The organism is Paenibacillus endoradicis, assembly GCF_024721975.1.
In genome coordinates this window covers 131,469-153,174 of record NZ_JANQBB010000003.1, presented here as the reverse complement: position 1 = coordinate 153,174, position 21,706 = coordinate 131,469, and the positions used below count along the sequence as shown (strand labels likewise).

Below are 21,706 nucleotides of genomic sequence, written 5' to 3'. Positions count from 1 at the left end.
TCTCCTTTAACTATTTGTTCTTTGCAACATTAAATATATGTTCAACCGAATATGATTTTTCAGGAAGTTTTATGTTCATATTCCATGTACCAACCGTCGTATTACCCGAAACATGCCACGTCCATTCCGCTTCTCCTTTATCATTAGAAGTCACTTCTCCTAGATGCCTAGCAACACTACTTCCACTTTTATAAATGATTTCCAAGCTAATCTTAGTATTAGGTATCGTTATTACTTTTAGCGTTGCCTTATGCCCTGGCTTTACAGGATCAGGGGTAAGTGACACGACATAGATGTATGCATCCTCTTCCTCATTAACTTCATAGTAGGAAGGTCGAACATCGGGAATCCATACCCGTTGAACAGCTTGCTCCCTTATTGTAATTACTTGATTCAGCAGAGGAACTTTGATTGGCAACTCATACTCTAGCGATAGTGTCACATTAAGGTCGGTATAATTGATTAGATCGGGTAACTGGAGGTATGCAAGCTCTACTTTTTCCTTTTGAAGTACAGGTGAAGACACCTGACTTTGTATCATCGTATCCAATATATCTTTCCCTAGTATAGTTCCAGCAATATTGGTTGCCGGCCACCAATTCCCTTTCAAGCCTTCTTGAACTAATGAATCCATAGGTGCGGGCAATACTCCACTTATGTCATAGACTGTTTTCTTCCATCCCTCATCTGCATTATCATATTGAATCGTTGTATTCGATCCTGTTCGATCTTTCAATTCATTAACCATTAATGCTATTGGATGCATATGTGCAGATATTTGTTGTACGGATGAAGCAGCGGTCGCTTGTAAAGCCATCTGAGCGGATATAGTCATTAGCAAAAGATAGAATACAAAAAGAAAGAGAATAAATATAGGCATAACTAGCGCTGCTTCCATTGTAATTGAACCAGATTCATTATTTGTTTTCATGGGGAGTTGAGCTTTTTTATATTGAGTTAATTTAATAAGATACCGTGACAATATCTGTCTTCTCATAGATATTCCCCCGTATTCTATTGTTCATTGGAGTGACTGCACCTATCATTTCAGATATTCCTGGTAAGGACCATAGACTCATAGTCGTTGTTACTTGGCCTGTAATCGCAGTCGGCACCGATAATAATGTAATAGATAACTTCTGCTCAATGACAGCAATCATTCTCGATAGTCTCTTGTCCCTTCCTCCAGCATGCATTATTAAAAACAATCGTAAATATTGCGCATATTCAATTTGTATAGGTACATATTTTGATAATTCTGTGGATCCTTTTGTCAACAATTGTTGCATATCTACCATTGCCGCTCGTATACCGTGAACAACAGCGGCTGAAAACACCAGTATGGGATTGCCTAATACTCGATTAGCAATCAGTCCTTCAATTGTTCTAATTGCAAAGCGAAATGCAAATATTTCACCATATGCTAGTAGTACATTCTCAAGCGGCTCATGTACACCATATATTATGTATTCAACTTCCTGCTTACTATAATCTAGAAATTCTGCGTCAATACTACTTGTTTCACTAGAGGATTCTCCCAAAGGAAAATGTGTATAGCGATTCATAATGTATTCATTCAAATAGATATAATCTCTAGCATTTAACGCCATCTCTCCCAATGATTGAAGCAATGATTTTAATTGGTATGTAGCTGCCTGAGCTTGTTTCCTTCCTGTAGCTTCATCACCCTTGCTATCAGGTTCTTGATCTTCTTCCTGCTCCTTATTAATCCGGTAATTGAATTCGTAACGTTCTTCTAATTTCTTGTATTGGTCTTTATATTCACTAACCTTTTCCTTGTTCGCAAATAATTCCGTTATACTTGCCAGCTCTGATAATTGTTCTGAGTATTGCTTCTCATTCTGTTTAAGTTGATCTTTTACGAGCTTTGTGGAATTAACTTGCTTCTGCCAAAATGATAATATTGTAGCAGGCGAATAATATGCTGTTTCATACTGCTGTTTTAGAGAAGTGCTTTTCTTCATAAGTTGATTCAACGATGTTTGTTTGACAGAAGCATCGGAGGCGACATTCGGAGAATTTATTGCGGATGAAAGTTCACTAAGAAGCGAATTATTGTGATCAATATATTCATCAAGTAATTGTTGTTGCGACTGGATTTCTTTTTTGTATTCTTGAAAGAATTGCTCTGGACGTACTAATCCTTCATCATCAAATGTAAGCGAGCTAAGTTGCTGCCCTAAATCATTACTATCTATTGGAGTTGTGCCTTGTTGTCCCGAATTCATATACAGTTCATACTGTACTTCAATTGTATTATTAAGTGTACTTGCTGTTGCTATATTAGAAAGAATTTCTGTAGCTATTTGATCACTTGTCTTTTGCAAATCGTTCGCATACATTTTTAAATATTTCGACATCTGATTATATGAATTCAAGTATGAACTAATTTGCTCATCATATTTTGTGCTTTCGCTTTCAAGTTCTTCTTTTTGCTCTTCTGTCAAGGAATCGCTTTGTAATTGCACCATAATATCTGATTGATAATTCATCCAACTGTGATAACTACTATAACCACTAACTACTTTACTTAATTTCGAAGTAGCATACATATAGTAACTACTCTTTGGTAATTGTTTTCCTAACATTTCATGCAATTCCATTGCTTTCTCCAGTTTTTTTTCTCTTTCAAGAAATAAATCCTCTAGACGATTCATCGTATCCATCATACTTTCGGCTTGTGAAACTGAATCGGATAATGTTACCCATTTATCCATAAATTCTAAAGAAAATTCAATTGGAGCTTTATATTTCATCTCTTCTAGCACTTGTCTTCTAAAGACATCATATTCACCAAGGTAATGATCAGTTGTTACACTCATCTCACCTACCTCTAACGGAGCGAGATCAAACGTTTGTTTTAACGAAAATAGACTCATCGATGTTCCATGATTAGCTTGAACTAATCCCTTAAATAAATCGTTATTATCTGTACCTCCTCTACCAAATAAACCATATTGCTCATATATTTGTTGATCATATGCAGAAAGAACAGATTGAATCGACAGCATAGCTGCCGATTCTGTCGTCCTATGAAACAGTAGAATACGTGCATAGTCTAATAGAACCATAAAAAACAGTATTAATACTGTCATCATTAATGTACAAAATATCGTAACTGAACCATCTTTTCTGAACCATAACTGATTTATTCTCATATGATCATCCTTATCTAAGAAGAGAAGGATTTTATAGCCTTCCCTCCATTTTGCTTCCACTCAGATTGTTCAGAACTGGTCATTTTTTTCAATTTCTCGGTGTAATACATGATAAGATCGACACTTCGAATGAAACTAATTGGATTAACGAGACTGCGGTGCGTTGTGTAAGCAGGGGAGGCAAATACTTGTTGCTTTCGCCATGTAAGAGGGGACAGTTGTTGCTTGAGAGTAACTTCAATACGGGGGAGTAATGCGGGGTGTGAATATGATATTTGACCATTCACATTAAGATTCATATGCTCAATATGTTGCTGAGCTAGAACTAATTTATCTGAAATTAGAGTTGTTAGTGGAGATGTATTACTTTCATCTGATTCTGAATTCGAATCTGAGATGATATCAAGACTTGTAGTTCGCTGAGAGTTATCAATCGGAATAATCTTACTTACTAATTGCAACATAATCTCATTCTCATATAATCCATATTGCTCTTCACTTCTTAGTTGACCAGTTATTATTTGGCGATCCGCATCATCCCAGATGAATGCAGCACGCTCCACAGTAGACAAAGAAACATATTGCAAAAATACAACTTGGAATACATATATAGCAGCGACCGTCATAATTACAATAACTGACATAATTACTGGTATCACTAAAGCTGATTCCAGACTCATATTTCCGCGTTCATCTCTAATAAAATATCTCATATTGTCATTTTATTGCTTCGTCCATTTTTGAACCTGAATTCGAAATTAGCTTTCCGACATACTCCATAATAAATCCTTTAAATAGAAGAAAAATGACAACAATTACAGCAATTATAAGTAGAACTTCCAATGTACCAATACCGTCCTCATTTCGCCAAAATGCCCGCACACGAGGTTTCATATTACTTAAGAAACTCCCTACATTCATAAGATCTCCTCCTTAAAGTTTCATTTTTCCTCATTACAAAACTACTTATTTATAAAATTGTCATCGAAAGCATTATAAAAATTGCATAAATAAGATTGCTGGTGTGATGATAAGTATCATCACTAATAGCAGTACTCCAACTAGTGGGAATATGAGCTTCGCCGAGGCCTCCTCTCCCCTTACCCTTGCCATATTTTTTCTAGTTTCCCACAGAGATAAAGATATATCTTGCACTGCAGTAACGAATTGTTCACCCCCTCTCCGATAATTCAGTAATAGTATTGTTGTAAAAACCGCTATTTGCTGGACAGCACAATTTCGATTCAATTTTTCAATACTTTGTGAAAATGAAGCCCCGTTACGAAGTTCGTGAACAGTATTTTTCCATTCGATATGTAAAGGATTAGTACTATTTTCTTTTCCTGAAATTGACTTCATAAAAGCTTGTTGTACTGTCTCTCCAGCACCAACTAACAGTGTTAACCTTGTCAACATTATGGGGAGCTCTAACAAAATCGCTTGCTTTCTTTGCTGTACTTTTTTCTTACTATCTTGAAATAGTTTGACAATAATTATGACCGCTATAATAATGCCTACTGCAATCACTGCTTGTTCTTCACTCAATAAAGCAATCCACAAACTGATCATGATTACCAACAAAGCTTGTCCGATTACAGTAGTAAATGTATGTACCGTTTGATCAAACCCCCATTGTTGTCTATTAAGTTGCAATAAATGAGTATGAAGATGATGAAGTAATTGTGATGCCCTTCTCTCAATTTGAAAAAGCTCATAACATGAATAACCAGGTCCCAGAATAAGTTTATGGTCATTCAAAGAACCGTTCTTCTTTTTCTGTTTCTTAATGTAGTCTTTCCTCTGATTTTTGTTAAACTTACTATTAGATTTCATATCGTTGTTATTCGTCGTATCGGCATCAGCAATTAATACTGATGGTATATTAGTAGCTTTATAATGATTAGGTTTTATCAATAGATATAACCAAAGAAGAGTATAGACAACAGCGATAATAAATAACACGAACATCACCTACAACTTAATTTGGGTTAGTTTGTTCATGAGCCAGAAACACAAAATCAGTAAACATAATACAACCGTCAATAGCACGTAACCAAGCCCACTGTATAAAGATTGCATATAATCTCGAGCTGTAGTATTTAAAAATTGCAAAAAGATAAATGGAGCTGCCATCATCATTCTTGATTCCATTTTCTTTTGCGCAATCAATACGCTTATTTCATTATCAATCTCTATTTGATCACTAAGCATATTCGCAGTTCTACGCATAACAGTGAGTAGATCTCCACCGGATCGCTTGCAAGTTTGTAATGATTCGACGAATTGAGAAAATTCCGGAATATTGACGCGCTCTGCCAAATCTAAAAGGCACTTTTCTAATACTTCACCATTACTCAGCTTATGATTAATAATGCTAATTTCTAGCATCAGCTCATCTTGTACATTCGGGTAAAGGAGTAACATATCGGCTTGGGCAACTTGAAAACAATTTTCTAGTGAACGGCCTGCTGCAAGTGAGGAGAGGAGGGAAAGTAGTAAATCTTTGAATTGAAGCTTCATACGAACTTTACGTTTCGTAATCAATCGGACTCGTTCAAATTTGAGCATATAGATCGAAAATGGCATAAGTAGAATACATAGAATAAGCGATTGATAGAAACTAAATGTAACAAAACCAATAAGCACGCCCCACATCATAATGCATGTAATCACTTCATTTCTACTAAGCTCATACAGATCATAATGCTGTAACTGTGTTTTCTTACGAACGGCTTCCATACATCAACTCCTCCTCACGGTAGCCCGCAAGTAGTAGCTTGTCTACACGATGCAAACTATTCGTGCTACGTATTAATCGTTCTGAGTGATTAAGCTCTGACATATCATGTTGAAATAACTTCTCAATAACTATTTCGCCCTCATGCATTCCGATAATCTGACTGATCTCAAGCACACCACGACTCCGATCATGAAATCTTGTCAGATGAATCATTATATCAATTGCTGAACATATTTGACTTCTAACGACTGTTAGTGGAAGATCATGTGCGCTCAGCACCATTGTCTCAAGGCGAGAAAGCATGTCCTTAACGTTATTAGCATGACCTGTAGACATCGAACCTTCATGGCCAGTATTCATCGCTTGAAGCATATCGAGTGCCTCTTTACCTCGTACCTCCCCTACAATAATTCGATTTGGGCGCATTCGTAATGATGCTTTTATGAGATCACGAATGGCTATTTCTCCTTTTCCTTCGGTATTCGCGTTTCTCGTCTCCAATGATACGAGATTCGGTATACTCGTTATTTGAAGCTCCGCCGCATCTTCAATCGTTATAATTCTTTCATCTGAGGGGATAAATTGCGTCAGCGCATTTAGAAATGTCGTTTTCCCTGAGCCAGTACCACCACCAATAAAAATATTGTATTTCGCTTTCACAAGAAAGCTTAGCCACTTCACTGCCTCTTTACTTAATGCACCCATTCGCATTAGTGCATCCATAGTTAACGGTTGCTCTGGAAATTTACGAATCGTTACACACGGACCACGTAACGCAATAGGTGGGAGTACAATGTTAACCCGTGAACCGTTAGCTAATCTTGCATCTACAATTGGTGATACTTCATTCACCACTCGATTAACTGAAGATACGATTTGTTGAATAATATCTTCTAGCCTCTCGCGATTTTCGAATTGAATAGCTGCAGGTTGAACATTACCATGACGTTCCACAAAGATCTGATGTTCACTATTAATCATGATTTCGGTAATACTGCTATCATCTAATAAAGGCTGTAAAATATCTAACCCTCTAAAAGAATGAAACACCGCTTTGACTAATAATAATTTATCGGTTGTAGACATGATCTGTTCTTTACTATACTTTAGTACCTCATCTTCAATTAGCTTATATAACTCTTGATCTGATAGCACTTGTGAGAATGCATAACTATCTCTTAGCTCATTACGAATTTGATAAATGGTCTGATCATCAATCATGAGGCATACGAACCTTTGTTAAGAAACTTATGAGCACAATGTTCTACTGTAGCACGATAGATAGAGGAACTTAACAATGATGCATACTGCTCTTCCCATTGATCTATATGAGGAAGTTTGAAATGTACATGTAATTCTATATTATTAATTGATCTCATTTGTCTGCTTTCATTCAAAATGACAATCGCGTTACTTTCAATTTTAGTCGTTAGATCCTTCCATTTCATGCGAGCATACTGTATTGACATTTGATGCTTCATAATCCACTCTTCACTTGCCATCATCATCATATAATGAATATCGCATTCTGCTAATAATGTTAAATTCCACTCATCGTAATTAGCTGATAAATCAAGCACAATGTAGTCGTAGTGCCCACTCGTTCGAATAATATTGAGCATTAATTGAGCGTCCTCTTTACTTAGTTGTTGTCGATCTTCAATATGAATGAATGGCTTCAGACGATCGCATTGTAGTCGTTGATCATACTGACGATGTTTAGCAAACCAGCTTTGAGCTTCCTCAGCATCACTTTTAACGGCATATAGGAAATCAGAATACGAAAATGATGAAGAAGTTGGATTCTCAGAAGACATCCAGCTCTCTGAAGTATTCCATAGTTCAAGATTGAAATAGAATACTCGTTCATTGCGTGATGCAATAGCATGAGTGAGATGTAAAGCGAATATCGTTTTTCCACACTGAGCAATACTAGACCCAACACCAACAACAATCGTATCAGATGTACGGGCAATCACTGGTCTGGATGCCATATATCTCTGTCCTTCTATTATCGTATATAGCATATGAAGTAGCGTCGATAGCGGTTGATACTTCACTAATTTATGATGCTCTCGAATCTGGGCAGGTTGCGATACAAGCTGCACGATAATAGGTTGAGTATATGTGCCTTGCATCGCTACTCTTTCGTCCTGTGGTACAATTAATTGTGGAAACTGCATAGTAAATTGATCGTACATCACTTCGTCTACGAGTATAAGATCAAGCTGACCGTAAGCTTCACGTGGTTGGAATTTGGCTAACGAGGTGAACAACTGTAACCGCCAGCTATGATAGATTGGACTACTTTTCATATAGCCAACCATTCTTGTTGCATATTCAATGTCATCTGAAATACACGCAACTGTGATCGTCATTATTATTCCTCCCTTATGAACTACTTTTAAAACGAAAAGCACCGCATATGAAGTGTCCAAGGACACTCATATGCGGTGCTTCCGCTAATAGTTAAGCACAATATAGCACAACATTCCAATTACTGTCAATAATGTTTATTACTTTACTTTGGCAGATACTACAATACTTCCTTCTTTGCTGTCGAAGTTAATATTTCCACCAAGATTTTCGTTAACAAATCGAAGAGGTACAAATGTAGTTCCTATAATATTAATCGGAGCTACATCAAGCTTAACCTCCTTACCATTCACAATTCCCTTCGTACTACCTTCAGTTAAAACAATTGTTGATGAGCCTTTGATTGTAATCGACTTCGCTTTACTATTCCAAGCCACATCTGCACCAAGTACCCCGCTAATAAAGCGAAGCGGCACTAACGTACGATTATCACGCACGAACGGCGCAACTGTCAGCTCCGTTTTCCCTTTATTTGTATAAACATATTTCTCATTCAAATACATTTTCACTTGACCTACCGAAATATCTCCAACAGCATTTCCAACTTTAAAATTCACTGTTTTCTTAGAAGCTTCACGACCCTTGGAGTCAAATACAGTTACTTGTAGCTTATGATTACCTTTTGCTAATGTTGCAGTGTCAATCGGGAAACTATATGGATACTGCTTACGTTCAGCAACCTGTTTGTCATCAATCGCAAATGCCACTTTTCCGATATAAGGGTCATAGGTTTTAACCCATGCAATTCCCGTTACAGAGCCTCTAAGCGCTTGATCCTCAATAGCAGTTACGCTTTGCTTCAATGGCGTCTTTGATGCAGTAGTATCTAGACCAACAACAGAACTCAAATAATATGGATCTTTAATCATTTGTTTATATGCACTTAGTACCGAACTATTTTCTGTTAAGCTGAAATTGTTCAAGCTGCGATCTGCACTATGAGAATCTGTTAATGTATTAAGACTGAACCAATTAATACCTTTCAAACGAGGATATTTCAGCTTCGCACCATGGTATAACATATTCATTTTTGTAATAGCAAAATTCGTTGTTGTTGTGTTACCTGCTTTACTGAAATGAGTTGCACCATATTCACTAATCATAATTGGTTTACGAACAGAGTACTCTTGATATACATAATCTAGAGAATCAAGCGGGTTAACTTGGTCAGCAGGTGTACTAACATTACCGTTAAAATATTTCACACTATAAATGCTTAGACCTATCCAATCGACGTAATCATCGCCCGGATAATAATCTTTAATATTATGTTTGGGATTGGCAGCAGGTGACCATACCATCGCAACGTTAGGAGCTTCCTCTTTCATTACTTGGGACACAAGTCTGAACTTTTCAATATAAAGTTGTGGATTACCGCTCCATGTTACCCAGCTTCCATTCATCTCAGAAGCAAACCGTAGAAATACTGGTACTCCGGCCGCTTGAGCAGCACGAGCGAATTTACGTAATGATGCATCATCTTTGACATTCGCCAAGCCTGATTCAGGCTGAACTGCTAGATGAATGGCGCCACCAGCCTCTTTTACTTGACTAGCCCATATATTAGGAAAGTCTGCACCGTAGCGATGATAATTAAAGTATACGGCATGTTGTTTGCCAGTTAGTTCATTAAATGCTTCGTATTTCAACCCTTTCTCATCTTCTACTCCGCTATCCTTCTCGATAAATGCCCCAATATACATCCCATTTTCCGGTTCAAACTTAGCAAGCTTAGTACTCGATTGTATCGGAACATTATCTTGGATATATATTTCTATTTCAGTATTAAGAGCATCAGCCATCGCTAATACTGCGAAATAAGTATTCATATCACCAGATTTTTCACCTAGTACTCGATGAATTTCTGCTTCCTCATAGTATGTATTAGCAGCATTCTGAAATTGTCCATCTTTTTCATAAGCTTCTGCCAGAAGACGTAAATATCCCGCTTGCTTAGATTGCTTATTAGCAGCTACTAGATGAACGATTGCTTCTTTATATTTTCCCTTTTTGATGAGCTTTTCAGCCTCTACGTAATGCTTCCAATGATGTGTTTCAGCTGCTGCAGTCGCTTCACCGGAATAAGTAATTAAAGTCATAAATAAAGTAACTACTAATAGTATTACAATATTTCTCTTTGATGATAATATCATGATTCATCCCCCTCTAAATGAGATTATAGTATAAATTTGGTATACATAATAGTATTAAAGATTCAATTAATTGATTTTCATTACATTACATTCTAATAAACAAAAAACACCGCGTAGTAACGTCTAGAGGACATTTACTATGCGGTGCAGTATTAATTTCTAAGTGGAATACATTCTAAATCTTGAGTTTTACTAATTTGAGTAACATTTACACTGTACCTAAATTATCCAAAAAATCGTTTAATTTCTATTTCAGCATTTTCAACAGAGTCAGAACCATGAATAACATTACTGTCTACGATCAATGCATAATCACCACGAATAGTTCCTGCTTGCGCCTCGATTGGATTCGTAAAACCAATCAACGTCCTTGCATTCTGTACCGCCTGATGACCTTCCAAAATCATTGCAAACACTGGACCAGAAGTAATATAATCAACTAACTCACCAAAGAATGGTTTAGATTTCAAATGTGCATAGTGAACGCCTGCTTGCTCCGCGGATAAGTATAGCAACTGAGCTTGTGCAATAACGAATCCTTTTTCCTCGAATCTGTTAACAATTCGACCAATAAGACCTCTCGCAACTCCATCAGGCTTAATCATAACAAATGTTCTTTCCATAGTAAAAACTCCCTTCTTAAATTTTTTGGCAACATTGTGAGATTCTTCTTCGTAACAAAAAATACTTCGAAAGCATTTACTAAATTTTCGCAACAACTTGAAGATGTATTCTACTTATACGTTAGCACATTAGATAGGAACAAACCACTTTGTCCACACTTTTGTCATATTGCTATCTAGTTTCTAACATCGGTAAGCTTTAAGAATAAGTCAACATCATCAGCTATAAGATCTGCTGCTTCTTCCCAAAAATCAGTTTTAGTTAGATCAACTTGTAAATGTTTTTGTGCCAATTCCTCAACAGTTAAGCGACCAGTATCTTGAAGCAATGCATCATATTGCTGGGCAAAGCCTTCTCCTTGCTCTAATGCACGCTTGTATATTCCAGCGCTGAACAAATATCCGAATGTATACGGGAAATTATAGAACGGCACATCAGTCAAATAAAAGTGTAGCTTAGCTACCCAGAAATGTGGATGGTACTTTCCAAGCAATCCATCAAAAGCCTGTTCCTCTGCCTCAACCATTAACTCATTCATTCGTGTTGTCGGTACAGGACCTTGTGCTCGCTCTTCGTAGAACCTCGTTTCAAAAATAAAACGAGCATGAATATTCATATAGAAAGCAATTGCTCGTTGGATCTTATCATCGACTAGCGCTAATTGCTCTTCTACTGATTCAGCAGCTTTCAATGCTTGATCAGATACAATTAACTCTGCAAATGTAGATGCTGTCTCAGCAACATTCATCGCATATTCCTGCGTCAATGCAGGCATCTCATTCATAACATGCTGATGGTAAGCATGACCTAGCTCATGTGCTAAAGTAGATACATTAGATGCACTACCTGAATACGTCATAAATATTCTCGTTTCACCACTTTTAGGTAGTGAAGTACAGAATCCACCTGGACGTTTTCCAGGACGATCTTCCGCTTCAATCCATTGATGCTCGAATGCATATTGTGCAAACTGTGCCATTTTCGGACTAAAGTTTCCGAACTGTTCAATGATGAATGTTGCAGCATCATCAAAGTTCATTGTTGTTGTCGCAGATGCTAATGGTGCTTCGACATCATGCCAGTCTAACTTAGCTACTGAAAGCAGTTTTGATTTGCGTTCAAAGTAAGGTATAAGTTGTCTTTTACCCTTCTCTACGGCAGACCACATCGCTTGCAACGTAGCTTCACTCATACGATTCATTTGCAGCGGCTCTTCAAGGAATGATTGCCAACCACGATTTTTGTACCATTTCAGACGGAATCCTGCGAGATGATTGAACGTGTCCACACATAAATCAGCCTGCTCTCCCCAAACTTTTTCCCATTCATCGAACGCCTTAGCACGAATCGTTCGATCACCTTCAGATAATCGATTGGACATTTGACCAGCAGATACGTATGTGTCTTCATCCACTTTGAAATTTGTACGTGAAACGATTGTGTTGTAAAAGTCTCCCCAACCATGATAGCCATCAATAGCTAGATCAGCAGCTAATGCTTCAAGCTCTGGCGACATTTGGCGCTTTGCTAATTCCCTGCGCTCATTCAGATTATAAGCGACTGGTTGCAAGTCTGGATGTGATAAATGTCTCTTCCATTGCTCATCATTTATATTTCGAAGATTATTATCAAATTTCGTTAGAACTGCAGTAAATGCGGCGTTTATATTTTTCACTTTATCTAATAAGATTACTGCTTGCTTATCAAACATGTCCTGTGCCATTAGACAAGATACGAAAGAGTCCATCTGACGTACATTCAATAATATCTGCTGTACGATATCTGTCTGATTAATAATATTTTCAAGTTCATCCACTTGATCACTTGTTAGATCTTCATGTAATTGTTTAATTAACAAATCTGTATTCACTAGTTCTTGTTTCAACTGTTCCGATTGCGATCCACCTTCATAGATCGAATCCAATTCCCATTTCAACGCATATTTCATCACGATAACTCCCATCATTTAGAAAATAATGTACTTCAACCTCGGTCAAATATTCATCAAAATATTTATGACTGACTATGCTGACCATAACTTGTATTTGCCATCAGTATTGATGTAAGTGTATAACATAAGTATAACGAAACTGGAGGTGCAGCACCATGCTCAAACAGCTATCCCCTGAAACAGCGATAAAACTTGCTCAACAACTTGGTATTCCAATTGAACAGCTTGTTCATACACCACGTCATATTGTATTACAGAAGCTTGCTCAAATTGCGCAAGAAGAACAAAAAGCTGAACAACAGCAACAAGCTTCCGAGGAGTCAGAATAATGGTTCCTTTTGAAAATACTTGGCCTTATGAACGTATTATGAAAGATTTCTATGTAGATCATTGTCCTTTTTGCGATGCAAATCATGTACTACTTCCGTTAAAGCAACGTGAGATTGGTGAGATTAAGTCAGGTAAGAAAAAACATCTCGTATTTCCATGTTGCTATAGTAAACTACAAATCATCGATATTGACGATGATTATATACTAGCCGATAGTAAAGTGAGAAATTATCTGTAATTTTCCACATTATATTATGTTCTTCATTTCAATCAACTATGTATAAAAAGCACAGAATAGGCGTAAAATCCCTACTCTGTGCTTTTTTTATTAGGATAGATTACTTTCTCTTTGCTGAGCTAGTATTTCTCCGATGTCTTTCCACTGTTCACGACTCGCTCTAATCATTCCAGCATCCATAATTGACTTATCGTTAACGACGCGTGAAAACCACTTAACCGCTTCGCTATATTGTCCTGTTCGTTTATTCAACTCACCAATAATATATAATAATTTAGCATTTTTCTCGCTATTTTCTTCATTCTCATAGACTACAATATATTTCTCCAGAGCAAATTGTAAAAATCTTTGCTCATCTTGTTCTTGTTCCATGTAACGATACAACCAAGCAATATGATGCAATAATCCAGCTATTAGTCGATTTTCAGCTTTCATAAGTTGAGCGATCATTAATGCGCGTTTATATGCCGTTAAAGCCTGCTGAATCGTACGCTCTCCATGAAAGTATTCTGATACCCAGTGTTTACCGATTTCAGCAAAGTAAATCGCTTTATCTTCATCCGATAATTGTTTTACTCCATTTTCTGAAAATGAATAGCCACATGAAGGGCATATACGGACAACATAAAAATCTGGATTGACTCCATTTTTATAATAACCACAGAAATCTGTATCTGAGCGATTCGGATTTTTGAAACTCGGTCTCACTCTAGTAATTTCAAAATTTGTAGCACAACATGGACAATCTGTATTAGATAGATATAATGGGTCCACTTTATTTGCCTCCTAAAACTTTTTCTTTATCTCTAAGTATAATTTACAAGTAAACGAAAAGTATCTTCGGTAATGCAAACTATTCAGGTGTATTAATAAAATGATATGCAGGTCCAGATAATCGTTCTAGTACAAATGTCTGTAATTCCTCAGATAAATTAACTTCCGTCAATGCTTCCCTCATACATTGTAACCATGCTTGTGCTCTCGTCTCATTAATTTCGAATGGTAGATGTCTTGCACGCATCATCGGGTGTCCAACTTCTGTAGTATACAGATCAGGTCCGCCAAAAAATTGTGTCAAAAACATGTATTGTCTCTCCATGACAGGAAATATATCAGTTGGGAACAATGGGCTGAGGTCAGGATGGGCTAGCACTTTCGGATAAAATGCTTGTACTAAATTACGAATGGTATCCGAACCACCCATTAAATTATATGTGCTTTCATTGGCCATGTTCATCAACTCCGTTATTGAATTACATTCATTATAACATATTAGTTAACTCATTCATGTGAAGATTAGACAAAAAAACCGCCAAATCAATTTGGCGGTACGTATATAAATCCACTACTTGTAGTCATAGTCCTTGGAATTAGCTGGTGTGGATATAGCTTCTCTGATTACATACACAAAGGCGCATACAAGAATTCCTGCAAGAAAACTCATAATCATCACTCCATCATTTCACTATTCTCTTTCACTTATTATATCACATTGTATGCGATATAGTTCTAATAATGTAACCGTTTTCTCAATATTTATATTTCTTTTTTGTTATGCTTGTACATGTCTTTTCATATACTTCAACTAACAGCAAAAAAATAAAGTGTTAGGATGACAATTTATGATTAAAACTATGCTTCATCCTCTTTCTATTACAGCCTATATGGCTACAATAATAGTAGCATTAATGATTGTTTTTCCCAATGTAACTCTTGACTCTGCACTTAGAGGTGTTTCCATTTGGTGGGAAGTACTCTTCCCAGCTTTGTTTCCATTTTTTGTTTTTTCGGAATTAATGATCGGATTCGGACTCGTTCACTTTTTCGGAAAAATCCTTGACCCGTTTATGCGTCCGTTATTTCGCTTACCAGGTATCGGTGGATTTGTTATTACGTTAGGCTATATTTCTGGTTATCCTGTCGGTGCCCGTATAACCGCTCAGTTATGGGATCAAGGTTTGTTAAATCGTCGTGAAGGGGAACGTCTAGTTGCTTTTACAACTTCTTCTGACCCTATCTTTCTGATTGGTGCTGTTTCCATTGGTTTTTTTCATAATAGCGATCTCGCACTTGTTTTAGCGGCATCTCATTATAGTGGCGCATTTCTGATTGGATTATTAATGAGATTTCACGATATTAAGGCAGAGAGGCTTGAACAATCTCAATTTTCAAAGGCTACAACATCAAGTATTTCCAATTATAGACAATCTAAACTATATGCTGCATTACAAGCAATGCATCAAGCCCGACTTATGGACGGTAGACCGTTCTCGGTCATTTTGCAACAAGCTATTCAATCTGCGCTAAGGCTCATGATTGTCGTCGGTGGACTTGTCGTATTTTTTTCCGTTGTACTTGGACTATTAACCGAAGGTCACATTCTACATATGCTTATTATTACACTTCAACACATATTTCAATGGTTTGGAATTTCTGGTAGCGCTGCAGAAGCTATTGTCCCAGGATTATTTGAAGTCACGCTCGGCGCTCAACAATCTAGCCTAATTAACTTATCGCTACAACATCAAGCTGCGATTGCTGTTGCCATTCTTTCATGGGGTGGTTTTTCAGTTCATGCACAAGTTGCTAGTCTCCTTAGTCATACCCCTATTCGCTATATGCCATTTTTAATATCGCGAATCATTCATGCTATACTGTCAGTAATACTTCTCTATATACTTTGGGGGTGGCTTGGTCCAGTGGCATGATCAGCGCTTGATCAAACTTCATTTTTGGGCTATGCTCAATATGAGAAAATCAATACCGAGGCAATTCACCGATGAGCAACCGCGTATATAAGGTAGCTTTTATCGTCAAATAAAATTTGTCCTTCGCTATGCTCAGAAATTATATTGTGGTAGAATAAGGAACTTGCAAAGGGGTTTATCATTTTGAAATACGCTGTAATTGACCGGGGAGATACACTATCCAAGCAATTAGCTAATCAATTCATCCAACATGCCAACAGTAAAGGTCTTCAGCATAATCAACAAGAGCCTAATATCGTAATATCTATCGGTGGAGATGGAACACTTTTGAAAGCTTTCCATAAATATATTTCACAAATCGACCATATTTCTTTCGTTGGCGTTCATACTGGGCATCTTGGTTTTTATGCGGATTGGAAAGCAGATGAACTAGAACTTTTGTTAGAGAAAATGTGCACCATTGAACCTACTATTGTGAAATATCCGATTGCCAATATAGAACTTGTAACAAAGTCTGGCACTTTTCATTACTCTGCACTTAATGAGTTCACCTTAAAAAGTGTAGATAATACGATGGTTGCACAAGTCAATATTAATGGTGAGCAATTTGAAATGTTTCGTGGTGATGGGATTGTCATTTCTACCCCTTCAGGTAGTACTGCCTATAACAAAAGCTTAGGTGGTTCAATTGTTCATCCTTCCATTGAATCATTACAAATTACCGAACTTGCATCAATCAATAATCTCGTCTATCGAACATTAGGTTCTTCTGTTTTATTACCTAAACATCATTATTGCGATATTATTAGTATGAAGCAGCAGCGTGTTCAAGTAAGTGTTGATCATGTCAGCACGATGTTTAATGATGTTGTATCAATCAAATGCTTTGTATCAGACCAAAAAGTTCAATTTGCACGTTACCGTCCATTCCCTTTCTGGAACCGAGTTCGTAATGCTTTTATCGGAATTGATTCCATTACATGAGAAAACCTTTATCAAGGCAAACCAATGGTGAGCGACCGCGTTTATAAGGTAGGTTTTATCGCCAAATAGAATTTGTCCATCGGTATCCTCGGAAACTAATAAATTCTATTGTGGAATGAAACAAATAAGAGCTGTAACAATTAGCAGGATTGATATACAATCCTAGCTAGTTATTACAGCTCTTTTCTTTATTCTGATACAGTCGATAATTGCTCAGACTGCGATTTATTGGCTCTCACTTTTTTATCTTGTGAACGGTTTCCTTTACGGTAGTAATGCTCTTTGCGCTTTTGTTTACCGTCAGGTCTACCTTCCTTCTTACCTTCAGACTTAGCACCTGAAGTATCTTCGGCTTGTACTTTTGAGTTTTGTCGGTTTCCAGAACGTTGCTTACTCTTCTCACTCGACTTCTCAAAATATTTTTCAACACCAGCATCATTAGACTTCTGAGATGACTTTCTTCTATGCTCTTGGTTAGAAGATTTACCTTCCGTACCTGTTGCAGATTTCTCTTCTTTATTTGTAGGTTCATCCGGAATAATTTCTAATTCATCAATATAAATATCTTCATCATTTCGCTCAGTTGATACATCTATTTTTTTCTCTAAAACAAAATAGGCACAACCGAAATTGCAATATTCATTGATGTAATCTGTAGCATAGGAGAACGTAGAATCTTTCGTTGCTTTTTGATGGCCATCTCGAAAAAAACCTTTAAGTCTAAGCTGATTATAGCCCCAATCTCCAACGATATAATCATATCGTTCTAATACTTCGCTGTATCGATTACGAAAAGCTTCGACATTCCAACCGCTACGGTTTTCGATAATTAATTCATACGATTTTCCTGTGATATGAATTAAAGCCATTGCAACACCTCTTCCTAGCTTTAGACCAGCATACTCGAGCAAGCGCCTGATGAGGGCGTTTGTACCTGATCGGCTAATTCTGACATAGATTTTAATTGTGTTTCTGCTTGAATTGCTGCATGTGCAGAATCAGTTTGTTCATGTGCATGATAAGAACTACGGACTAGAGGCCCAGACTCAACATGTCGGAATCCACGACGTAATCCTTCTTGTTTCAATTTTGCAAATTCATCGGGGTGAACATATCGATCAATTTGTAAATGTTTTGGAGTAGGTTGTAAATATTGACCTAACGTCAAAATATTACAGTCTACTGCTCGTAAATCATCCATCGCTTCCAAAATTTCATCCCACTGTTCCCCTACGCCAAGCATGATACTTGATTTAGTAGGGATTTTTGGCTTCATTTCTTTTGCGCGACGTAGAAGTTCAAGTGAACGCTCATACTTCGCTTTCGCACGAACACGATCAGAAAGACGAGACACCGTTTCAATATTATGGTTCAATATATCAGGACCTGCGTCCATAACAACCTGCAAAGCATCCCAATTCCCCATGAAGTCTGGTATAAGTACTTCTACTCGACAGAATGGTAATCTCTTACGTAGAGCACGAATTGTCTCTGCAAAAATCATTGCTCCACCATCAGCAAGATCATCACGAGCTACAGAAGTAACGACACAGTGGCGCAAGTCCATCTGTTCAGCAGCTTCAGCAACACGATCTGGTTCTTGTAGATCAAGCTCAGTTGGCATCCCGGTATTAACTGCACAAAAACGACATGCGCGGGTGCAAATATCTCCCAAAATCATAAACGTTGCCGTACGATTTGTCCAACATTCATATATATTAGGGCAACGCGCTTCTTCACAAACGGTATGTAGCGTTTTAGTACGCATCATATCCTTAATCTCTGAGTAGTTTCCACCCGTAGTTAATTTAATGCGAAGCCAGTCTGGCTTTTCTAGCTTTTCACGTTGTTTCATTGAAGGGTACCTGCTTTCAAATACTTTTCTGTTGACGACATTGACATTATTATATCATATTTTTTGAAATAAATAGACCCAATTCGATTAGAACTGCTCACCCCTCGGATATTTTTCATCATTTTCGAGAACCATATATAGTAACCAATCCTTGAAAGGATGATCACATTGTTCAAAATCCGTAGATTAACAGTTATTGTAATCATCTTCCTATTCAGTTATGCTTCCATCCCATCTTATTCTACATATGCTGTAGAACCTGAAAAGCAATCAGATGAGGAAATCTTTACACAGCGAATGCAGCTTTACGAGAGCATGTCATTGTTAACAAACATAAGATGGCAATGGATCGCAGCGATCGATCAATATGAGCGAACCATATCTAAAGCTCGTCCTAAAGCTCGTCCTAAACTTGGAACCGATGTAGGAATATATGTGGATGAACTTAATTGGGTTGGAACACTTAACCCAGATCAAAACGATCAACATCCAAACTCCATACAATGGTTTGATGGGATTGGCAAAGATGGTAACAGTGACAATATCGTCTCAAGAAACGATGATGCTGATCTATTGTATTCTCTACTTTATGCCGTAAGTAAAACTGGAACTTCAGATGAAGAGGTATCTATCGGTTTATGGAATTATTACCAAAATAGTAGATCTGTCCAACGAATACAACAATTCGAACGGATTTATAGTCAATATAATAAGCTTGATTTGTTCGAACATGCATTTCCTCTACCTCTCGGTTCTGTTTATTCTTATCGTGATACCTGGGGGGCTGGTCGGGGTTGGGGTGGAAAACGAATCCATGAAGGCACTGATTTGTTCGCTGGATATGGGATTAATGTGAAAAGTACATGCTATGGCGTCGTCGAGATTAAAGGTTGGAATCGCTACGGCGGGTGGCGAATTGGAATCCGTGATCTTAACAATCATTATCATTATTATGCGCATCTACAAGGATTCTCGAAAGATCTCACGATCGGTCAAGTTGTAACTCCAGGTGAAGTCATTGGATGGGTTGGTAGTTCTGGGTATGGTAAACCTGGCACTTCAGGTAAATTCCCTCCTCATTTGCATTATGGAATTTATTCTGATCGTGGTTATATTGAATGGGCATTTGATCCATACCCAAGCTTAAAACGTTGGGAAAATGAAGAACGTAAGAGACTTCGCCCTTAAGGTCAAGTCTCTTACGTTCTTTTAATATTTGTGCATGTCATACTACTTCGTAAGAAATACCATGCTCAGACTAATCATTCTATCAAGCGGATTAAGGTAAAGGTTACTTTATTTTGATTCATCCCCAACGCTATAGTGGAAAGAACTAATCACTAGTGAAAAAGCGATAGCGTTCGTTTTTGTCCTCTGATTTATACTGCTGTTACTATTACGATAAATCCGAGGACAACGGCGATTAGAACAGTGATTTGTTTTTGGAGCGGGCACCCACTATTACGGAGTCTCAATTATGTTCCCTTCTAACGTCGTCTGTGGCTGTTCTTCTTGTTTTCCACTTGAAATCCCCGCACCATCTGAAAGTGGCACTGAGATATTAGGTGCTTGAGGTGCTGAATCACCTATTGGTTTACCGGTACTATCGTAATAATACATTGGTACATCACCTACAACTAGTAAATACGATATAGGTATTTCAGCTTCTACCAATTCTGGTTCTGTATCAAACGGAATAATAATCGAAATCTCTGTAATAACTTTAATATATACCTCAATAAGTACCATATTGATAGCAGCATCTTTTTCTCTTGTATTTAATTCAACCTTTACAGCGCCGAGTGGTTCGAATGTCACTGGTATTTTGGGTCCGTAATTTGAGATTATTGCACTATTAAATGCATGACCGATTGGAATTCGCTCTGGAATCTGTTGCAGATCAGACAAAGCATTTTGAACCGTCTCGATCGTTGCAGAAGTAATTCTCATATGCTCGGAGTAATTAAGCATGAATCCGGATACCTTCCCATTACTATCCATCTTCCAGTCAATAAGTTCTTCCGTTTGCGATTGTTGAGTCACCTGTTCTGTAATGGCCTGATTTATCGCTTGAGTTGCAATTTGCTTCACTCTTATTTTTGCAACATGCATAAGTGGGTCTCTTAAGTTCCGCTCTACGAAAATGAAAGACGGAATCGTAATTAATAAAATGATAACAAGACTTACAATACCTATTTTTTTGAAACCCCATTTTTTCTTCTGTTTCGTTGCATGTACTTTGACAGGTTGTGGCATAAAACCTGTCAATCTTCTCGCCGGTTTCGGTGTCTTAAAACTCATCTGTTTATTTGATTGCGCTGACGCATTCCATTCACCTATAGAGTTTTTTCTTTTCCATCCTTTAGTCTGAGAAGAACTTCCTAATTGTAAGGAATTACTGATAACTGCTAGAAATTCTGTGACATGCCATAGAATTCCTCTTTTCCCCCATTTAGCCACATTGGAACCTCCTTTGTACTAGCCTAATTATTCTTATGCTTAGGTCTAGTAAAAAAGAAGATTTTGAGTATATGTAAAATAAAATAGGAGCATTGCTCGTCAGCAACG

21 protein-coding genes are annotated in these 21,706 nt (G+C 37.4%); 5 read left to right on the top strand and 16 right to left on the bottom strand.

The window, feature by feature from the left end:
* Positions 1 to 10: 10 nt before the first annotated feature.
* The 11 genes from NV377_RS11020 to NV377_RS10970 all read right to left on the bottom strand — a co-directional run bounded on the left by NV377_RS11020 (position 11) and on the right by NV377_RS10970 (position 13,020).
* Positions 11 to 997 carry a hypothetical protein gene (locus NV377_RS11020; RefSeq protein WP_258201274.1) on the bottom strand — a complete coding sequence of 329 codons (987 nt, stop codon included), beginning with the start codon at positions 995 to 997 and terminating at the stop codon, positions 11 to 13.
* Entirely contained in the window at positions 963 to 3,179 is a 2,217-nt protein-coding gene (locus NV377_RS11015) for a hypothetical protein (RefSeq protein WP_258201273.1), read from the bottom strand. Before NV377_RS11015 ends, NV377_RS11020 begins: the two co-directional genes overlap by 35 nt.
* Positions 3,180 to 3,193: 14 nt before the next feature.
* The gene (locus NV377_RS11010) at positions 3,194 to 3,838 is read right to left on the bottom strand and encodes a hypothetical protein (RefSeq protein WP_258201272.1); all 645 of its coding nucleotides are present in this window, start codon (positions 3,836 to 3,838) and stop codon (positions 3,194 to 3,196) included.
* Between the two features lie 58 nt (positions 3,839 to 3,896).
* On the bottom strand, positions 3,897 to 4,100 hold the full coding sequence (locus NV377_RS11005) for a Flp1 family type IVb pilin (RefSeq protein ID WP_258201271.1): 204 nt from the start codon (positions 4,098 to 4,100) through the stop codon (positions 3,897 to 3,899).
* A 72-nt stretch (positions 4,101 to 4,172) separates the two neighbouring features.
* Positions 4,173 to 5,141, bottom strand: a complete 969-nt coding sequence (locus NV377_RS11000; RefSeq protein ID WP_258201270.1) for a type II secretion system F family protein — start codon at positions 5,139 to 5,141, stop codon at positions 4,173 to 4,175.
* Positions 5,142 to 5,150: 9 nt separating this feature from the next.
* Positions 5,151 to 5,918, bottom strand: a complete 768-nt coding sequence (locus tag NV377_RS10995) for a type II secretion system F family protein (protein WP_258201269.1) — start codon at positions 5,916 to 5,918, stop codon at positions 5,151 to 5,153.
* On the bottom strand, positions 5,902 to 7,140 hold the full coding sequence (locus NV377_RS10990; protein ID WP_258201268.1) for a TadA family conjugal transfer-associated ATPase: 1,239 nt from the start codon (positions 7,138 to 7,140) through the stop codon (positions 5,902 to 5,904). Before NV377_RS10990 ends, NV377_RS10995 begins: the two co-directional genes overlap by 17 nt.
* The gene (locus NV377_RS10985; protein ID WP_258201267.1) at positions 7,137 to 8,297 is read right to left on the bottom strand and encodes a P-loop NTPase family protein; all 1,161 of its coding nucleotides are present in this window, start codon (positions 8,295 to 8,297) and stop codon (positions 7,137 to 7,139) included. Before NV377_RS10985 ends, NV377_RS10990 begins: the two co-directional genes overlap by 4 nt.
* A gap of 138 nt (positions 8,298 to 8,435) precedes the next feature.
* A complete protein-coding gene (locus NV377_RS10980) occupies positions 8,436 to 10,448 on the bottom strand; it encodes a stalk domain-containing protein (RefSeq protein WP_258201266.1) in 2,013 nt (670 codons plus the stop codon).
* Between the two features lie 224 nt (positions 10,449 to 10,672).
* Positions 10,673 to 11,071 (bottom strand): nucleoside-diphosphate kinase, encoded by a 399-nt coding sequence (gene ndk / locus NV377_RS10975; protein WP_258201265.1) that lies wholly within the window; start codon positions 11,069 to 11,071, stop codon positions 10,673 to 10,675.
* Between the two features lie 176 nt (positions 11,072 to 11,247).
* Positions 11,248 to 13,020 carry a M3 family oligoendopeptidase gene (locus NV377_RS10970; protein ID WP_258201264.1) on the bottom strand — a complete coding sequence of 591 codons (1,773 nt, stop codon included), beginning with the start codon at positions 13,018 to 13,020 and terminating at the stop codon, positions 11,248 to 11,250.
* A gap of 158 nt (positions 13,021 to 13,178) precedes the next feature.
* Here NV377_RS10970 and NV377_RS10965 point away from each other — a divergent pair, with 158 nt between their 5' ends.
* On the top strand, positions 13,179 to 13,352 hold the full coding sequence (locus NV377_RS10965; protein ID WP_258201263.1) for a YycC family protein: 174 nt from the start codon (positions 13,179 to 13,181) through the stop codon (positions 13,350 to 13,352).
* Positions 13,352 to 13,591 carry a hypothetical protein gene (locus NV377_RS10960; protein WP_258201262.1) on the top strand — a complete coding sequence of 80 codons (240 nt, stop codon included), beginning with the start codon at positions 13,352 to 13,354 and terminating at the stop codon, positions 13,589 to 13,591. Before NV377_RS10965 ends, NV377_RS10960 begins: the two co-directional genes overlap by 1 nt.
* Positions 13,592 to 13,681: 90 nt before the next feature.
* Here the strand turns inward: NV377_RS10960 and NV377_RS10955 are convergent, their stop codons facing one another.
* Both NV377_RS10955 and NV377_RS10950 read right to left on the bottom strand, forming a co-directional pair.
* Positions 13,682 to 14,365, bottom strand: coding sequence for a DUF2225 domain-containing protein (locus NV377_RS10955; RefSeq protein WP_258201261.1), 684 nt, complete (start codon positions 14,363 to 14,365; stop codon positions 13,682 to 13,684).
* Positions 14,366 to 14,444: 79 nt separating this feature from the next.
* The gene (locus tag NV377_RS10950; protein WP_258201260.1) at positions 14,445 to 14,828 is read right to left on the bottom strand and encodes a globin domain-containing protein; all 384 of its coding nucleotides are present in this window, start codon (positions 14,826 to 14,828) and stop codon (positions 14,445 to 14,447) included.
* Between the two features lie 385 nt (positions 14,829 to 15,213).
* On the opposite strand from NV377_RS10950, the gene spoVV reads away from it, so the two are divergent.
* Together spoVV and NV377_RS10940 are read left to right on the top strand one after the other, a co-directional pair.
* Positions 15,214 to 16,299 (top strand): dipicolinic acid transporter SpoVV, encoded by a 1,086-nt coding sequence (spoVV, locus tag NV377_RS10945; protein ID WP_258201259.1) that lies wholly within the window; start codon positions 15,214 to 15,216, stop codon positions 16,297 to 16,299.
* A gap of 183 nt (positions 16,300 to 16,482) precedes the next feature.
* Positions 16,483 to 17,283: an NAD kinase gene (locus NV377_RS10940; protein WP_258201258.1), complete on the top strand. Its 801-nt coding sequence runs from the start codon at positions 16,483 to 16,485 to the stop codon at positions 17,281 to 17,283.
* A 188-nt stretch (positions 17,284 to 17,471) separates the two neighbouring features.
* Here the strand turns inward: NV377_RS10940 and NV377_RS10935 are convergent, their stop codons facing one another.
* Together NV377_RS10935 and lipA are read right to left on the bottom strand one after the other, a co-directional pair.
* Positions 17,472 to 18,152 (bottom strand): YutD family protein, encoded by a 681-nt coding sequence (locus NV377_RS10935; RefSeq protein ID WP_258201257.1) that lies wholly within the window; start codon positions 18,150 to 18,152, stop codon positions 17,472 to 17,474.
* Between the two features lie 20 nt (positions 18,153 to 18,172).
* Complete coding sequence (lipA, locus tag NV377_RS10930) at positions 18,173 to 19,138, bottom strand: lipoyl synthase (RefSeq protein ID WP_258201256.1); 966 nt, start codon at positions 19,136 to 19,138, stop codon at positions 18,173 to 18,175.
* Between the two features lie 168 nt (positions 19,139 to 19,306).
* Here lipA and NV377_RS10925 point away from each other — a divergent pair, with 168 nt between their 5' ends.
* Entirely contained in the window at positions 19,307 to 20,326 is a 1,020-nt protein-coding gene (locus tag NV377_RS10925; protein ID WP_373425818.1) for a M23 family metallopeptidase, read from the top strand.
* 273 nt (positions 20,327 to 20,599) lie between these two features.
* Here the strand turns inward: NV377_RS10925 and yunB are convergent, their stop codons facing one another.
* The gene (gene yunB, locus NV377_RS10920) at positions 20,600 to 21,598 is read right to left on the bottom strand and encodes a sporulation protein YunB (RefSeq protein WP_258201255.1); all 999 of its coding nucleotides are present in this window, start codon (positions 21,596 to 21,598) and stop codon (positions 20,600 to 20,602) included.
* Positions 21,599 to 21,706: the final 108 nt, after the last annotated feature.

What these genes read in the sequence shown, in the direction of transcription:
- NV377_RS11020 (WP_258201274.1), bottom strand. Translation starts at nt 997, where the DNA reads ATGAGAAGACAGATATTGTCACGGTATCTTATTAAATTAACTCAATAT.
- NV377_RS10980 (WP_258201266.1), bottom strand. Translation starts at nt 10,448, where the DNA reads ATGATATTATCATCAAAGAGAAATATTGTAATACTATTAGTAGTTACT.
- spoVV (WP_258201259.1), top strand. Translation starts at nt 15,214, where the DNA reads ATGATTAAAACTATGCTTCATCCTCTTTCTATTACAGCCTATATGGCT.
- ndk (WP_258201265.1), bottom strand. Translation starts at nt 11,071, where the DNA reads ATGGAAAGAACATTTGTTATGATTAAGCCTGATGGAGTTGCGAGAGGT.
- NV377_RS10990 (WP_258201268.1), bottom strand. Translation starts at nt 7,140, where the DNA reads ATGATTGATGATCAGACCATTTATCAAATTCGTAATGAGCTAAGAGAT.
- NV377_RS10950 (WP_258201260.1), bottom strand. Translation starts at nt 14,828, where the DNA reads ATGAACATGGCCAATGAAAGCACATATAATTTAATGGGTGGTTCGGAT.
- NV377_RS10960 (WP_258201262.1), top strand. Translation starts at nt 13,352, where the DNA reads ATGGTTCCTTTTGAAAATACTTGGCCTTATGAACGTATTATGAAAGAT.
- NV377_RS10985 (WP_258201267.1), bottom strand. Translation starts at nt 8,297, where the DNA reads ATGACGATCACAGTTGCGTGTATTTCAGATGACATTGAATATGCAACA.
- lipA (WP_258201256.1), bottom strand. Translation starts at nt 19,138, where the DNA reads ATGAAACAACGTGAAAAGCTAGAAAAGCCAGACTGGCTTCGCATTAAA.
- NV377_RS10965 (WP_258201263.1), top strand. Translation starts at nt 13,179, where the DNA reads ATGCTCAAACAGCTATCCCCTGAAACAGCGATAAAACTTGCTCAACAA.
- NV377_RS11005 (WP_258201271.1), bottom strand. Translation starts at nt 4,100, where the DNA reads ATGAATGTAGGGAGTTTCTTAAGTAATATGAAACCTCGTGTGCGGGCA.
- NV377_RS10935 (WP_258201257.1), bottom strand. Translation starts at nt 18,152, where the DNA reads ATGGCTTTAATTCATATCACAGGAAAATCGTATGAATTAATTATCGAA.
- NV377_RS10970 (WP_258201264.1), bottom strand. Translation starts at nt 13,020, where the DNA reads ATGAAATATGCGTTGAAATGGGAATTGGATTCGATCTATGAAGGTGGA.
- NV377_RS11015 (WP_258201273.1), bottom strand. Translation starts at nt 3,179, where the DNA reads ATGAGAATAAATCAGTTATGGTTCAGAAAAGATGGTTCAGTTACGATA.
- NV377_RS10995 (WP_258201269.1), bottom strand. Translation starts at nt 5,918, where the DNA reads ATGGAAGCCGTTCGTAAGAAAACACAGTTACAGCATTATGATCTGTAT.